Source organism: Cedecea selenatireducens, assembly GCF_042138895.1.
GTDB classification, from domain to species: domain Bacteria; phylum Pseudomonadota; class Gammaproteobacteria; order Enterobacterales; family Enterobacteriaceae; genus Cedecea; species Cedecea selenatireducens.
In genome coordinates this window covers 222,456-236,899 of sequence record NZ_JBHIKW010000002.1, presented here as the reverse complement: position 1 = coordinate 236,899, position 14,444 = coordinate 222,456, and the positions used below count along the sequence as shown (strand labels likewise).

General features: G+C 56.3%; 12 protein-coding genes. 8 read left to right on the top strand and 4 right to left on the bottom strand.

Features of this window, described 5'->3' with window-relative positions; genetic code table 11:
• Nucleotides 1-23: 23 nt before the first annotated feature.
• Entirely contained in the window at nucleotides 24-83 is a 60-nt protein-coding gene (ypdK, locus tag ACE38U_RS03980) for a membrane protein YpdK (protein WP_154188806.1), read from the bottom strand.
• A 548-nt stretch (nucleotides 84-631) separates the two neighbouring features.
• On the opposite strand from ypdK, the gene ACE38U_RS03975 reads away from it, so the two are divergent.
• On the top strand, nucleotides 632-2,128 hold the full coding sequence (locus ACE38U_RS03975) for an MDR family MFS transporter (protein WP_176982624.1): 1,497 nt from the start codon (nucleotides 632-634) through the stop codon (nucleotides 2,126-2,128).
• Between the two features lie 5 nt (nucleotides 2,129-2,133).
• Here the strand turns inward: ACE38U_RS03975 and ACE38U_RS03970 are convergent, their stop codons facing one another.
• Entirely contained in the window at nucleotides 2,134-2,796 is a 663-nt protein-coding gene (locus ACE38U_RS03970; RefSeq protein WP_038480506.1) for a GntR family transcriptional regulator, read from the bottom strand.
• A 357-nt stretch (nucleotides 2,797-3,153) separates the two neighbouring features.
• Between ACE38U_RS03970 and ACE38U_RS03965 the strand changes: the two genes are divergently transcribed.
• The 6 genes from ACE38U_RS03965 to ACE38U_RS03940 all read left to right on the top strand — a co-directional run bounded on the left by ACE38U_RS03965 (nucleotide 3,154) and on the right by ACE38U_RS03940 (nucleotide 11,257).
• Nucleotides 3,154-4,395, top strand: a complete 1,242-nt coding sequence (locus tag ACE38U_RS03965; protein WP_375529211.1) for an NRAMP family divalent metal transporter — start codon at nucleotides 3,154-3,156, stop codon at nucleotides 4,393-4,395.
• 10 nt (nucleotides 4,396-4,405) lie between these two features.
• Nucleotides 4,406-5,176 carry a LamB/YcsF family protein gene (locus tag ACE38U_RS03960; protein ID WP_038480512.1) on the top strand — a complete coding sequence of 257 codons (771 nt, stop codon included), beginning with the start codon at nucleotides 4,406-4,408 and terminating at the stop codon, nucleotides 5,174-5,176.
• Between the two features lie 32 nt (nucleotides 5,177-5,208).
• Nucleotides 5,209-6,816, top strand: coding sequence for a 5-oxoprolinase subunit B/C family protein (locus tag ACE38U_RS03955; RefSeq protein ID WP_375529210.1), 1,608 nt, complete (start codon nucleotides 5,209-5,211; stop codon nucleotides 6,814-6,816).
• Nucleotides 6,797-8,527, top strand: coding sequence for an acetyl/propionyl/methylcrotonyl-CoA carboxylase subunit alpha (locus ACE38U_RS03950; RefSeq protein ID WP_375529209.1), 1,731 nt, complete (start codon nucleotides 6,797-6,799; stop codon nucleotides 8,525-8,527). The genes ACE38U_RS03955 and ACE38U_RS03950 overlap by 20 nt, the downstream gene beginning before the upstream one ends.
• A gap of 95 nt (nucleotides 8,528-8,622) precedes the next feature.
• A complete protein-coding gene (locus tag ACE38U_RS03945) occupies nucleotides 8,623-9,609 on the top strand; it encodes a Fic family protein (protein ID WP_375529208.1) in 987 nt (328 codons plus the stop codon).
• 166 nt (nucleotides 9,610-9,775) lie between these two features.
• Nucleotides 9,776-11,257 carry an APC family permease gene (locus ACE38U_RS03940; protein WP_375529207.1) on the top strand — a complete coding sequence of 494 codons (1,482 nt, stop codon included), beginning with the start codon at nucleotides 9,776-9,778 and terminating at the stop codon, nucleotides 11,255-11,257.
• Between the two features lie 61 nt (nucleotides 11,258-11,318).
• Here the strand turns inward: ACE38U_RS03940 and ACE38U_RS03935 are convergent, their stop codons facing one another.
• Nucleotides 11,319-12,026 (bottom strand): cache domain-containing protein, encoded by a 708-nt coding sequence (locus ACE38U_RS03935; protein WP_038480524.1) that lies wholly within the window; start codon nucleotides 12,024-12,026, stop codon nucleotides 11,319-11,321.
• A gap of 27 nt (nucleotides 12,027-12,053) precedes the next feature.
• Nucleotides 12,054-12,773, bottom strand: a complete 720-nt coding sequence (locus tag ACE38U_RS03930; RefSeq protein ID WP_038480527.1) for a FadR/GntR family transcriptional regulator — start codon at nucleotides 12,771-12,773, stop codon at nucleotides 12,054-12,056.
• A gap of 236 nt (nucleotides 12,774-13,009) precedes the next feature.
• Here ACE38U_RS03930 and ACE38U_RS03925 point away from each other — a divergent pair, with 236 nt between their 5' ends.
• Nucleotides 13,010-14,437: a gamma-aminobutyraldehyde dehydrogenase gene (locus tag ACE38U_RS03925; RefSeq protein ID WP_038480530.1), complete on the top strand. Its 1,428-nt coding sequence runs from the start codon at nucleotides 13,010-13,012 to the stop codon at nucleotides 14,435-14,437.
• Nucleotides 14,438-14,444: the final 7 nt, after the last annotated feature.

Below are 14,444 nucleotides of genomic sequence, written 5' to 3'. Positions count from 1 at the left end.
CTTGCGCTGCTGCTTGTGACCGCTTACTCAACCATCAGGAAGAAGGTGCCGGCCCACAACACAACAATCACAGAAATACCCATCAGAAAATATTTCACTTCACATCGCTCCGCGCTGACGCGCATCTCAACAGGTACATAATAAGCTGAAGCTGCAAACGGCTTTTAGGGTGCAGCTCCATCTGGTATTCGGAGGTAAAACCTTACCCGGACGGCGCTAATGTACTCTCAAATCTAAAATGAAAACAAGTGTCTCAAAATTGTGACAGTTGTCTATTTTTTGAACTTTTATTGGGTGTGGTTGGTAGCTGGGTTATTTCATTAAAAACATGGGGATATATCTTGTTTTTGACGATATTTTTTGTCTAAAAATAAGTATTTCTACACAGAATAAAATTTACGATTTTTTATCGTCAAAAAGGGTACACGGCTAACATTTCAGAAGACAGTGAGCCTGGCGAAAAAACGACGCCGTTTTTATTGCCCAAAGGGCGAAGTAAAAGAGAAAGAATGCATCAAAACTAAAAGCATTTTTCAGAGTTTTGATGCAGTTCAGGCGGCGGTTAAGCAGGTATCTTTACACTCTGAGTAAACCGCCCGGGCGAACTTATTCCCCTTTAATGAAAACGACCATGACAACGACCGAAACTGCTTCATCTGGCACGCCGCAAACAACCTCCGTTCGCCTGCTGTTCGCTGCTCTTATGCTGGTAATGCTGCTTGCCGCGTTGGATCAAACCATCGTGTCTACGGCTTTGCCGACCATTGTGGGGGAACTGGGCGGGCTGGACAGGCTCTCCTGGGTGGTAACGGCATATCTGCTGGCCTCAACGATAGTGGTGCCGCTGTACGGTAAATTCGGCGATCTTCTCGGGCGCAAAATCGTGCTGCAAACGGCGATCGTGGTCTTTCTTCTCGGCTCCGCGCTGTGTGGCCTCGCGCAAAACATGACGCAGCTTATTTTAATGCGTGCGCTGCAGGGGCTGGGCGGCGGCGGGCTGCTGGTGGTCACCATGGCGGCGGTAGGGGACGTGATCCCGCCCGCCGAGCGTGGCAAATATCAGGGGCTGTTTGGCGGTGTATTTGGCCTGGCGACGGTCATTGGCCCGCTGATAGGCGGTTTTCTGGTGGAGCATTTCTCCTGGCGCTGGATTTTCTATATCAACCTGCCGCTGGGCATTTTTGCCCTGCTGGTCATTGGCGCGGTGCTGAAATCCCAGACGGCACGCATTCGCCACCAGATTGATTTTCTTGGCGCGGGCTACCTGACAATTTCACTCACCTGCCTGATTTTATTCACCAGCGAAGGCGGCACGGTTATGGCGTGGTCTGACCCGCAGCTGTGGTGCATCTTTGCGTTCTTTGTCGTGACCCTCATCGGCTTTATCTATGAAGAGCGGCTGGCCATTGAGCCGATGATCCCGCTGCATCTGTTTCGTAACCGCACCTTTTTACTGAGCTGCCTGGTCGGGTTTATCATCGGCATGTCACTGTTTGGCTCGATGACCTTTTTGCCGCTCTACCTGCAGGTGGTGAAATTCTCCACGCCGTCCCAGGCGGGGATGCAAATGCTGCCGCTGATGGGCGGGCTTATCCTGACCTCAATCATCAGCGGGCGCATCATCAGTAAAATAGGCCGTTACCGCATCTTTCCTATTATTGGCACGCTGCTGAGTTTTATCGCCATGGCGCTGCTCGGGACGCTAAAGCTGGATACGCCGCTGACTACGCTCTATCTCTACGTAGGGCTGTTGGGGCTTGGGCTAGGGATGGTGATGCAGGTGTTGGTGCTGGCCGTGCAGAACAGCGTGGAAATCAAGCTCATCGGCGTCGCGACCTCAAGCGCGACGCTGTTTCGCTCCATCGGCGGCTCAATCGGCGTGGCCGCGTTCGGCGCGGTGTTCACCTCCGTGCTGCGCAGCAATCTTGAGACGCTGATCCCCGAAGGTACTCAGCTGCCGCGCCAGCTTGGCGCGCAGGCGGTACACCAGCTGCCTGCGGCGATCCGTAACGATTATCTGCAGGCCTTTGGTTCGGCGATTCATTCCGTATTTATGATTTCGGCGGGCGTCGTGGTGCTCGGCTTTATCCTGTCGCTGTTTATGAAAAATGAGCCGCTAAGAAAATAGCGGTATCAGTGGGACTGCTGATGCCGCGACCACGCCGCCAGCACCGTGCGCTCGGAAAGCTCCAGGTATTCAGCGAGCGTTGCGGCGGCCTGGGCGTTATTGCCGTCGTTGAGCAGGGCGAGGATATGCGCATTTTTCTCGATATAAGGCGCGTAGAGCATCTCCGGATCGTTCAGATGGCCGAACGCCAGCCTTAACTCTGCGGAGATATTACGGTAGAGGCGAATCAGGCGTTCGCTGTCGGCAAGTTCGACAATCGCGGTATGAAACTTCATGTTGGCCGTTCCCACGCTACGCCAGTCGCTGGTCTGGCGGTGTTGCCGCGCTTCTTCCACGGCTGCCTCCATTTTTGCCACGGCGGGATGCAGTGGATAGGCGTGGGCTAACGCGTCGCACTCAATTAAGCGGCGAATACGGTAGATGTCGAGGATATCTGCCATATCCGGCACCGCCACGTACACGCCCCGATTGGGCTCATAGCGCAGCAATCCTTCCTGGGTCAGCATCCTGAACACCTCGCGCAGCGTATTGCGTGAAATATCCAGCTGCTCGCTGAGCGCGGCCTCAGACAGACGCGTGCCAGGCACAAGCTCCCCAATGATGATTTTATGGCGAACGGTTTCGGCGATTTTCTCGCTCAGCATCTGGGCAGGCAGCTCTTTTTTCATGATTTTCCGCGCGTGATTCGGTAAGCGGCAATCTTTACATATTCGCCTGGGGGCAGCAAGACGTTGACAGAGCAGGATTATTTCAAAATAAGCGGCAGGTTATGCACTTTTTTGGTGATTCATCGCGTTTTTATGCACTGATTTGGTGCGTGAAGTTGTTAAAAGATACCAAAAAGTGATCGGCGTTGGTTTTTTATCATCCACTTTTCGATTCTGTTTGTCTGTTTAATCAACACTCATTAGCTTATTGTTCAACAATAAATTTATATTTGATTAACAATCTGGCTATTTGCTCCAACGATGGCCTGCTTATTGCTTAACAGACAAGGTCATAATTCTAATAATGGAGTGAGTAAGATGGCAGCGCATGAAACCGAAGACCAATCCTTTGTTCAGAAGCGACGCTCATCGCTGATCGCGGCGATATTCCTGATGGCAACCTCGGCCATTGGGCCCGGCTTTATCACCCAGACGGCCACCTTTACCGCGACGATGGGCTCGGCCTTTGCCTTCGGTATTATGGCTTCTATCGTCATCGACTTTGTGGTGCAGCAGAACATCTGGCGTGTGGTCACGGTCACGAAAATGCGCGCCTCCGATCTTGCCAACGAAACGCTGCCGGGCAGCGGTTACCTGCTCTCCGTGCTGGTGATTTTTGGCGGGCTGGTGTTCAACATCGGCAATATTGCCGGCGCCGGCCTGGGGCTGAACGCCATGTTTGGCCTGGCGCCAAAGTGGGGCGGATTACTCAGCGCGCTGCTGGCTATTTATATTTTCTCCTCCCGCCGCGCCAGCACCGCCATTGACCGCCTGATGATCGTGCTTGGCCTGGTGATGATTGCGCTCACGCTGTATGTGGCTTTCGTTTCCGGCCCGCCGGTGGGCGAAGCCCTGTACCAGAGCGTCCTGCCGGATCACATCAACTTTGCCACCATTACCACCATCGTCGGCGGTACCGTCGGCGGCTATATCTCCTACGCCGGCGCGCACCGCCTGTTGGATAAAGGCATGGGCGGCGTGGAAAATATTCAGGCCGTCTCCTCCGGCGCGACAAAAGGCATACTGGTCGTTGGGTTAATGCGTTATATCCTGTTCCTCGCCGTGCTGGGCGTGGTTGCCAGCGGCGTCACGCTGGATATTTCTAGCCAGGTGGCAAACCCGGCGCTGCAGGCATTCCAGCATGCGGTGGGCTCCTTCGGCGTGCAGCTCTTCGGCTTTATTTTCTGGGCAGCGGCGATTACCAGCGTGATTGGCGCGGCCTACACCTCAGTGACCTTTATGACGGTGTTTAATAAACAAATGGGCGAGCGCCAGCGCAGCATCGCGACGGTAATTTTTATCGCCGTCTCGCTGGTGATTTACCTGATGTTAGGCACGGCTCCGGCGGCGCTGCTGGTGTTTGCCGGCGGCTTTAACGGCCTGATTTTACCGATCGGCATGACGCTCTTTATCTACGTGGGCTGGAAACGGGCCGATTTGATGGCGGGTTATCGCTATCCGCTCTGGCTGCTGTGGACGGGGCTGATTACCTGCGCGCTCACCTGGTATATGGGGGCGCTCTCCGTCGGCGCGATATTTGACTTCCTGAAGATTGTCTAAGGAACAAAAGATGTTGAAAACAATCGATTTAAACAGTGATTTAGGTGAGAGCTTTGGGCAGTGGAGCATGGGTGACGATGCGGCCATTCTCACGCTGGTCAGCAGCGCCAACGTGGCCTGCGGCTTTCACGCCGGGTCTCCCGCCGGAATTTTAGAAACGCTGAAAGCCGCGAAGGCCCAAAGTGTGGTGGTTGGCGCGCACGTGGCGTACCCGGACCTCGTGGGCTTTGGCCGCCGCAATATGGACGTGGCAAGCGACGAACTCACCGCGGACGTCATTTACCAGATTGGCGCGCTGCAGGGGCTGGCCCGCGCGGCCGGTACGGAAGTGCGATACGTGAAGCCGCACGGCGCGCTGTATAACACCATCGCCCACCATGAACGTCAGGCGCTGGCGGTGATCGACGCGATTCTGGCCGTTAACCCGCAGCTGCCGCTCGTGGGGCTGGCTGGCTCCCCGGTGCTGGCGCTGGCGCAGCAAAAAGGGCTGAAAACTATTGCCGAAGCTTTTGCTGACCGCGCCTACCATGCGGATGGCTCGCTGGTTTCACGTCGTGAGGCGGGGTCGGTGCTGCACGACGCCGGGCAGGTCGCTCAGCGTATGCTGCAGTTAATCACCGAAGGCGGCGTGGACTCTATCGAAGGGAAATTTACCCCGATACAGGCTGATTCAATTTGCGTCCACGGTGACAGCCCCGGCGCTATTGCGATGGCGGCGGAGATCCGCAAGCTGCTTGAATCCCAGGGCATCGCCATTCGCGCGTTTGCCCCGCACGACTGAGGAGTGTTTATGTCGATGTTAGGGGAAATAACGTGAGATTCTTAGCCGTTAATCTCAGCAGTTTTTTGGTGGAACTCAGTTCGCTCGACGAAACGTTGGCGCTTTTTGATTCCCTGAGCGCCGCGCCTGAAAAAGGCATCGAAGAGATTATTCCTGCCGCCCGCACCCTGCTGGTCCGTTTTTGCCCGCGAGAAACCAGCCTGGCGCCGCTGGCCGAAAAAATAGCACGTCATTCTTTGACCCAACGCGCAGCGCGCAGCAGCCAGCAGGTCACGATCCCGGTTCATTACAATGGCGAAGATTTACCCGCTTTGGCTGAACTGCTGGGCATTGAGGTACAGGCTTTGATTCGCCGCCATCAGGAATCCGTGTGGAACGTCGCGTTTACCGGTTTTGCGCCCGGTTTCGCCTACATGGTTTCTGATGCCGGGGGCTGGCAAACGCCGCGCCGCAGCACGCCACGCACCCGTATTCCTGCGGGTTCCGTTGCGCTGGCCGGTGAGTTTAGCGGTATCTATCCGCAGGCCAGCCCCGGCGGCTGGCAGCTTATTGGCCAGACCGGGCTGAAAATGTGGGATCTCTCTCGCGAACAGCCCGCGCTGCTGATGCCTGGCGCGCAGGTTAACTTTATCGACGCGGCGAAAAGCACCAAAACCGTCTCGCTGCCCGCGCGCGTTCTCCCGCAAAGCCTTCCTGAAGGCGCTGGCGCAACGTTGACGGTGCTGGCTACCGGGCTGCAAACGCTGTGGCAGGATAATGGCCGGGTAGGAAAGGCCGGTATGGGGCTTTCCGAGTCCGGGGCGATGGACAGATCCGCGCTGCATGCGGCAAACCGTATTGTGGGCAATCCGGGCAACTCGCCGTGTCTTGAAATTACGCAGGGCGGCTTCCGCGCCAGGGTGACGGGCGATGTGGTCATCAGCGTGACCGGGGCGCAGTGCCCGCTGACGCTGCGTACGGCGCAGGGCGAGCGTTATGCGGTGGACGGCTATCGGCCGCTAAACCTGGCGACCGGAGACGAGATTCACTTGGGGGCTCCAGCCCGAGGTTTACGCAGCTACCTCGCCGTTCGCGGCGGGTTTATCGTGCCGCAGAGCCTGGGCAGCGCAGCGCGCGACAGCCTGGCGCAGGTTGGCCCTGAACCGCTGGGCGTGGGCGATATTTTAGCGACCGGGGCGCATTCAAATCCCGGCCCGGTACAGCTCACTGAGCTGCCGGCGTCGCCGTTACCCACGCCAGAAGACACCGTTACGCTGGATATCGTGCTCGGGCCGCGTACCGACTGGTTTACCGCTCAGGCGGTTGAACTGCTGACGGCGCAGCGCTGGCGGGTGACGCCGCAATCGAATCGCATTGGCTTACGCCTGGCCGGGGAACAGCCCCTGGCACGCAGCCAGCCTCAGGAGCTGCCGAGCGAAGGCACCTGCAGCGGCTCCATCCAGGTTCCCGCCAGCGGGCAGCCCGTTTTGTTTCTGCACGACCATCCGCTCACCGGCGGGTATCCGGTGATTGCCGCCGTGGCTGAATATCACCTCGACCTGGCCGGGCAAATCCCGCCGGGCGCCTCGATTCGCTTCAACGTTATCCGACCTTTTTTGGAAATAGCAGGGAGTAAAACCAGTGACCACCGCGACGCATAAAGTTCTGATCGCCAACCGGGGCGAAATTGCCGTCCGCATTATTCGTGCCTGCCGTGATTACGGCGTAGAGGCCGTGGCGGTTTACTCTGATGCAGACGCCGATGCGCTTCACGTTCGCATGGCCGATGAAGCCTGGGCATTGCCCGGTATTCAGTCCAGCGAAACCTATTTAAATATTCCGCTGTTGGTGGATATTGCTCGCCGCAGCGGAGCTAGCATGGTTCACCCCGGCTACGGTTTCCTCTCTGAGAGGGCCGAGTTTGCCCGGGCGGTACAGGCAGCCGGGCTTATCTGGATTGGCCCAGAGCCGGAGACAATTGAAAAGCTGGGGGACAAAGTTCAGGCCCGCAAAATTGCCCTGCAGGTGGGTGCCCCACTGGTAAAAGGCACGGCCGATCCGGTTAGCAGCGGTGCCGAAGTTGTCGATTTTGCCTCGACGTATGGCCTGCCGGTGGCGATTAAAGCCGCATTTGGCGGCGGCGGACGAGGGCTGAAGGTGGCCTGGCAGCTTGACGAGGTCGAAGAGCTTTACCAGTCGGCGACGCGCGAGGCATTAAGCGCCTTTGGCCGCGGCGAATGTTACGTCGAGCAGTATCTCGACTGCCCACGGCACATTGAAGCGCAGGTGATTGCCGACAAACACGGCAACGTGGTGGTGCTCGGCACCCGCGACTGTTCGCTGCAGCGCCGCAACCAGAAGCTGGTAGAAGAAGCACCCGCGCCGTTTATCCGCGAATCGCAGAGACAGGAAATCCATAACGCCGCGCGCGATATCTGTGCCCACGCGGGCTACGTTGGCGCGGGCACCGTTGAGTTCTTACTCAGCCGCGACGGAAAACTGTCATTCCTTGAGGTCAATACCCGCCTGCAGGTAGAGCATCCGGTTACCGAAGAGACGACCGGGATTGATATCGTCGTGGAGCAACTCCGTATAGCCGAAGGTTTGCCGCTGAGCATTCAGGCCACGCCGGTTCCACGCGGTCACTCGTTTGAGTTCCGCATTAATGCCGAAGATGCCGGTAAAGGCTATTTGCCTACGCCGGGCAAGATTAGCATATTCCGTGCACCGTCCGGCGCGGGTATTCGCCTCGACAGCGGCGTGGAGGCCGGGTCTTCAGTGCCGGGCAGCTACGACTCTTTGATGGCGAAACTGATCGTCACCGGCAGCACCCGCGATCAGGCCATTGCCCGCGCCCGCCGGGCCCTGCGTGAATTCGAGATTGACGGCGTGGCTTCCGTGCTGCCGTTCCATCGCGCCGTGATGGACGATCCTGATTTCACCGAAAATTTTGCCGTGCACACCCGCTGGATTGAAACGGATTTTGCCGGGCGCATTGCGTTTGCTCCGCGCCAGGTGCCAGTTGCCGATGAAGTTCTGACCCGCAGCTGGATAGAGCTGGACGGGCGTCGAGTGCAGCTGGGGCTGCCAGCAAGCCTGTTTGGCGGCCTTGCGCTGTCGAATATGGGCCGTGCCCCGCAGGCGATACCTGAAATCATCAATGAAGCCGCCATCGAAGCGCCGATTTCCGGCGTGCTTCACGGCTGGCTGAAAGACGAAGGGGCGGCCGTCGAGCAGGGAGAGGTTATTGGTGTGATGGAAGCCATGAAAATGGAGGTTCAGGTGGTGGCGCACCGCAGCGGCAGACTCAAACGAGGCGTCGAAAAAGGCGCTTCTCTTGAGGCCGGCCAGCCTCTCGGTGAAATTGGCTAAAATCTAAGGCGGGCCCGAACCCGCCTTTTTCTCTGCTGGTATGTCGGTGTAAATGTCGGTATAAATGTCGGAGAAACTTTCCCCGGAGTAAACCGATGAAGCCCTACCATCCTCCCTTTTCTCTGACTTCCTCTATTCTCAGCCGCACGATTGAAATTGGGGAGCTGCTTGGGCAGTGGTCATCGAATGCCCAACGAACCTCTCCGCTGTTACGCAAAGAAAACCGTATCCGCACTATTCAGGCTTCTCTGGCAATAGAGCACAACAGCTTATCTGCCCAACAGGTGACGGCGATTATGGAGGGCAAGCGGGTCCTGGCCCCGGCAAAAGATATTCAGGAAGTCCGCAACGCCATTCTCGCCTATGAGGCGCTTTCCGGCTGGCAAAGTGGCAATGTTGACAATCTATTGTCAGCGCATCGGGTGCTGATGCTGGGTCTGGTCGATATACCTGGCCAGCTTCGCAGCGGCGATGTAGGCGTTTACAGGGAGGGGAGGCTGATACATATGGCCCCGCCGGCAAGCCAGGTGGGCCGGCTGATGAATCAGCTGTGTGACTGGCTTCATGGCACAGATCTCCACCCGCTGGTTGCCAGTTCTGTCTTCCATTATGAGTTTGAGTTTATCCATCCTTTCAGCGACGGCAACGGACGAATGGGGCGGCTTTGGCAGACGCTGATCCTGAGTGAGTGGCGAGCCGAGCTTGCCTGGCTACCGGTTGAGACGCTAATTCACGACCGCCAGGAAGCCTATTATCGGGTGCTCAGAGAGTGTGACCGCCAGAGCGACTGCACGGCTTTTGTGGAGTTTATGCTGGATATGCTGAAGATTGCACTGCAAGAAGGCGTGGCCCATAGCCGGCTGGAGGAAGAGCCAGCCCCATTTTTTGCCAGACGGTTGAGCGCAACGGCCGGGCAAATCCTGAATTTAATTGTGGCAGAACCGTCGATAACCATAGCCCGACTGGCGGAGGCCACCGGCTTAACCAGCCGCACCATAGAGCGTAATCTCAAAACGCTTCAGCAAGACGGGCGGCTGGAGCGTATAGGCGCTGCACGGAATGGCTACTGGCTAGCGAAATGAAGCGACATTTTTCAAGGATGTGACATCATCACCACCTTTATGTGATTAACAATAAGATAACATTATATCTAACAAAATTGTGACAAAGCACAATATACATATAACTTAATATGTTTTATAAAATGTAGCCATTGCCTGCAACTATGCCCCCTAAAGAGAAAGACATATGGAACAGACATCTGCTACAAAAAGTACCGACACGCAGCCGGAGAAGGGCCAGCAGTTCAACCGCTCCATCGGCCTGGTGTCCAACTTTGCGCTTGGTTTTACCTATCTCTCGCCGCTCACTGCGGTTTATTCCCTGTTTGCGCTGGCGATAACGCTCGCCGGGCCGCCGGCCATCTGGTGGATCCTGATTGCCGCCTGCGGGCAGCTGCTGGTGGCCCTGGTGTTTGGCGAGGTGGCTTCGCAATACCCGATAACCGGCGGGCTTTATCCGTGGGCCAGAAGGCTATGGGGCAAAAAATATGCCTGGATTGCGGCGTGGATTTACCTCTGGGCGCTGGTGGTCACCATTACCTCCATCGTCGAATACACCTCGACCTTCGTTGCCTCGCTGTTCCACTATGGCGACACGCCGCTGGCTATGTTGCTGACCTCCGTGGTGCTGCTGACTATCATGATGGGCGTGAACATGTCCGGGACAAAAAACCTGGCAAGGGTTGCCCGCTTCGGCTTCTGGTGCGAAATCATCAGCGTGATCGCGCTCGGGATCTATCTGCTGATTTTCCACCGTAACCAGCCGTTCTCCGTGGTGTTCGACGCCATGGGCGCGCTGGCGAAAGACGGCAGCTACGGCACGGCGTTTATGTCGGCGTCGCTGATGGGGCTGTTTATGTTCTTCGGCTTCGAAGCCTGCGGCAACGTGGCGGAGGAGGTCAAAAATCCAGGACGTAAGATCCCGGTGGCGATGATCCTCAGCATTGTCTTCGGCGCGATCTCCGCCGTGATCTCTATCCTCGGCTACCTGCTGTCATCCCCGGATTTGATGAATATCGTTAACGGCAAAATTGCCGATCCGATCCCGGCGATTCTCAATGACGCGCTGGGCGAGAAGGGCGCAACCGTGTTTATCGTGATTGCCATCGTGGCGATGCTGTCCTGCATTCTGTCTCTTCAGGCCGCGCTGAGCCGCCTGATCTTCTCGTTCTCACGCGACAAAATGCTGCCGGGCAGCGAGTGGATGGCGAAGATCTCGAAGCACAGCGTGCCGGACAACGCGATGCTGATAAGCTGCCTGCTGCCGATGGTGATTTGCGTCTGGGTTTACTTCCAGCCGGATAACCTGGCCAGAATCACCGCGTTTGCGGTTATCGGCATCTACGTTTCGTTCCAGATGGTGATTCTTGCCGCACTGCGCCAGCGGCTGAAAGGCTGGAAGCCTGCGGGAGAATGGACGCTGGGGGCGTGGGGCATGCTGGTGAACGTGCTGGCGCTGGCCTACGGCATTGGCGGCATCTGGCTGCTGGCCCAGCCTGCCGACAGCGCAACCTTTCTTGACCGCTGGACGGTGCTGATTGGCCTGGCCCTGGTCATTGGCTCGGGGCTGGTCTATATGTCGATAGCCAGGCCGTTCGGCCACTCTGATGCGCCAGAAAATGACGCCATTGAATACGCTAAACGGCTAAATCTTTCTCGCGAATATTAATAAAAAAGGGCCCTCGGGCCCTTTTCGTTGGGATGCATTTTATCCACAGCGTTTAAGGGCCTTAAGGCCCATTTTTAATCAACTCATATAACGTGCAGTATTCTGTTTTATAAACTTCAACCGCCCCGGCGGCATTCAGTAATTCACCTACGCGATATTTAGGATAAGTGGAGAAAATAATCCGCTGATCTAAATTAGTCAGTACAACTTTGTGGTTATTAAACAGTGGAAGTAATTCTTCCTCTACTTCACTGACCAGCACGTCAATCGCGGCGACGCCGATAAAACGCTGATGAAAATAAACCGGCATGGCTGACGTCAGGGTATAAGATGTATTGCAGACGTAGTCGACGTAGGGGCCGTGAATATAGGCCTTGCCGTTTTCCTGCGCATCTTTAAACCACTCGAAGGTCCTGAAATCCAGACGCTGCTGGGTGGCCTGATCCAGGTCCAGGTTAACCTTTTTCACGCCGTCGGCTTTTTTGTACCACCACTCCAGCAGCCAGTATTCTTTTTCGTCGTGGCTACCCGCTATATGGCTGGCAAAGCCTGAACCTGAGCAGTAGGGCGTCAGGTTGAGCGTCTCTTTGATGTGTTCCTGAATGGATCTTTTTACCGCAGGATCCAGCAGCAGCTTATGGTCGTCGCCCTGGAACTCCCCCAGCGCGGCCTCAACCTGCCCGGCAAGGGCAATGGTCGCCTCGATGGTGGTGCTAATAATGTCGTCAATTTTACGGGTAAATGGGATGAGGGTTGCAGGTACATTCATAGTGATGCCCGTGTTGTTGTGTTGGTTTTATTTATATTTTAATTTGCTTTCAATGAGGTAGAAGGTAAAGGTGTCGATAAGCTGCGTGGCTAACCGCACCGCCTCCTGCTCGCGGTGGCTTTCCAGTGCCGCAATCAATTCGGTATAAACATCAATCACTTCCCGGTGAATGGCGTCATCGCGATAAAGAATGGCCACCAGCGAAGCCCATTCGGCCTGCAGCAGCAGCTCCTGGTTGGCGAGCCTCGCTGACTGAGAGCTGGCGGAGAGCGCCAGCAGGCAGCGCATATCGGCCTGCGTTTTTAGTTCCGGCGTGCTGGCAGACTTCAGCTCCTCAATAAATTCTCGCAGGCGGGTGATATCCGCCCCGGTCATTCTTCTGGAGGCAAGCTTTGCGCTGTGGCTTATTATCGCGCAGTGCATTTCGCCGAGGTCAGAAATATAGTCGGAGCTGATAGCCTTAAAAGGGTGAAGCGGGGTATGAAATTCACCGCTATTTTCACAAACAAAGCTGCCGCCATTTCGCCCACGAACCGTGTGGATTAAATTGTTGGCGCGCAGCGTATTTAAGGCTTCGCGTATCGTAATGTGGGAAACGCCCATCATTTTGGCAAGATCGGCCTCATTTGGAAGCTGTTCATTTGCCTCAAGCAAACCAGTAATAATTGCATTTGAAAGCCGCTGCACAATTTGATCGGATCGACTTGCCTGTCCTATAGGTGCGAATATTACTGCGTGAGTAATCATAGTGCTCTCTGATTAAAATTCCCTGAATCAACGGTTATTGATAGCACAGCCCGGGCCTTTAAGAAAGGGAGCGGCAGGCTACCAGAATCGGAGGTTTTCCCGCCGCTTCAACGGTTCGCATGTAAAAACATTGTTAAATTGTGGGGTCGATCATGTTGCTGTGAAGTGTGGATTGAAAAGCTATCAGTCAAAAGATATTACATAATATTGTTTATGTTTAATCTGAGGAGAAGGCGATGCAAACCCTGAAGCATTTCATCAACGGGCGGTACGTGGCGGGCCAGCAAAACACGCTGTTTGATTTGATAAGCCCGGTCAACGGTGAGGTTTATGCCCAATCGCCTGACGGCGGCACGGAAGAGGTTAATCAGGCTTACGCGGCGGCAAAGACGGCGTTCGCCGTATGGAAGCATTCTCTGCCGTCCGAGCGGCAGCGCGCGTTACTGAAGCTTGCCGACGAAATTGAACGTAACGCAGCGCGCATTGTGGAGGTGCAAAGCCAGGAAACGGGCCAGCTGAAACACTTTATCGAGCGCGATGAAATCGCCGCCTCCTGCGACGCCATCCGTTTCTTCGCCGGCGCGGCTCGCTGCCTTGAAGGGAAAGCCTCCGGGGAATATGCGGCCGGGTTTACCTCCACTATTCGCCGTGAGCCGCTGGGCATCGTCGGGCAGGTCACGCCGTGGAACTACCCGTTTATGATGGCGGTGTGGAAAATCGCCCCCGCGCTTGCGGCGGGCAATACCGTGGTGCTTAAGCCGAGCGATACCACGCCCATCAGCACCCTGATGCTCGCCGAAATTGCCGCGCCATTATTCCCGCAGGGCGCGTTTAACGTGGTGCTGGGCAAAGCGGGAACGGGCTCGCTGGTGGTATCCAACCCGGAAGCCTCGCTGGTGTCGATTACCGGCTCCGTTCGCGCCGGGCTGCAGGTGGCCGCTTCCGCCGCCGCCAACCTGACCAAAGCGCACCTTGAATTAGGCGGCAAAGCGCCGGTGGTGGTGTTTGCCGATGCGGACATGAACAAAGCGGTGGAGGTGATTACCGCCGCAGGCTTCTCGAATGCGGGGCAGGACTGCACCGCGGCCACGCGTATTATCGTGGAAGCCTCCGCCTATGACGCCTTCCTCGAAAAGCTGATTCAGAAAACCAAATCAATCACCTTCGGCGAACCGGACGACAGCCAGGCCCTGTACGGCGCGCTGAACAGCCGCAACCAGCTGGAGCAGGTGACGGGCTTTATTGAGCGGCTTCCGGCCCATGCAAAAATTGAAACCGGCGGCAAAAAGGGCGCAGGCCCTGGCTTCTACTTTGAGCCGACGATTATTTCCGGGCTGAAGCAGCGCGACGAGGCCATCCAGCACGAGGTCTTTGGCCCGGTGATGACCATCCAGTCTTTCAGCAGCGAAGAAGAGGCGCTCAGCAGAGCTAACGATGTGGAATATGGCCTGGCGGCAAGCGTCTGGACCAGCAGCCACAGCCGGGCGCAGCGCTTCAGCACCCGCCTCGATTTTGGCACCGTGTGGATCAACAACCATATCCCGCTGTGTGCGGAAATGCCCCACGGCGGCTTTAAAAAGTCCGGCTACGGCAAAGACCTTTCCTCCTATTCGCTCGACGAATACACCCGCCTTAAACACATCATGTGCGATATCACTGAATAAGGATTTT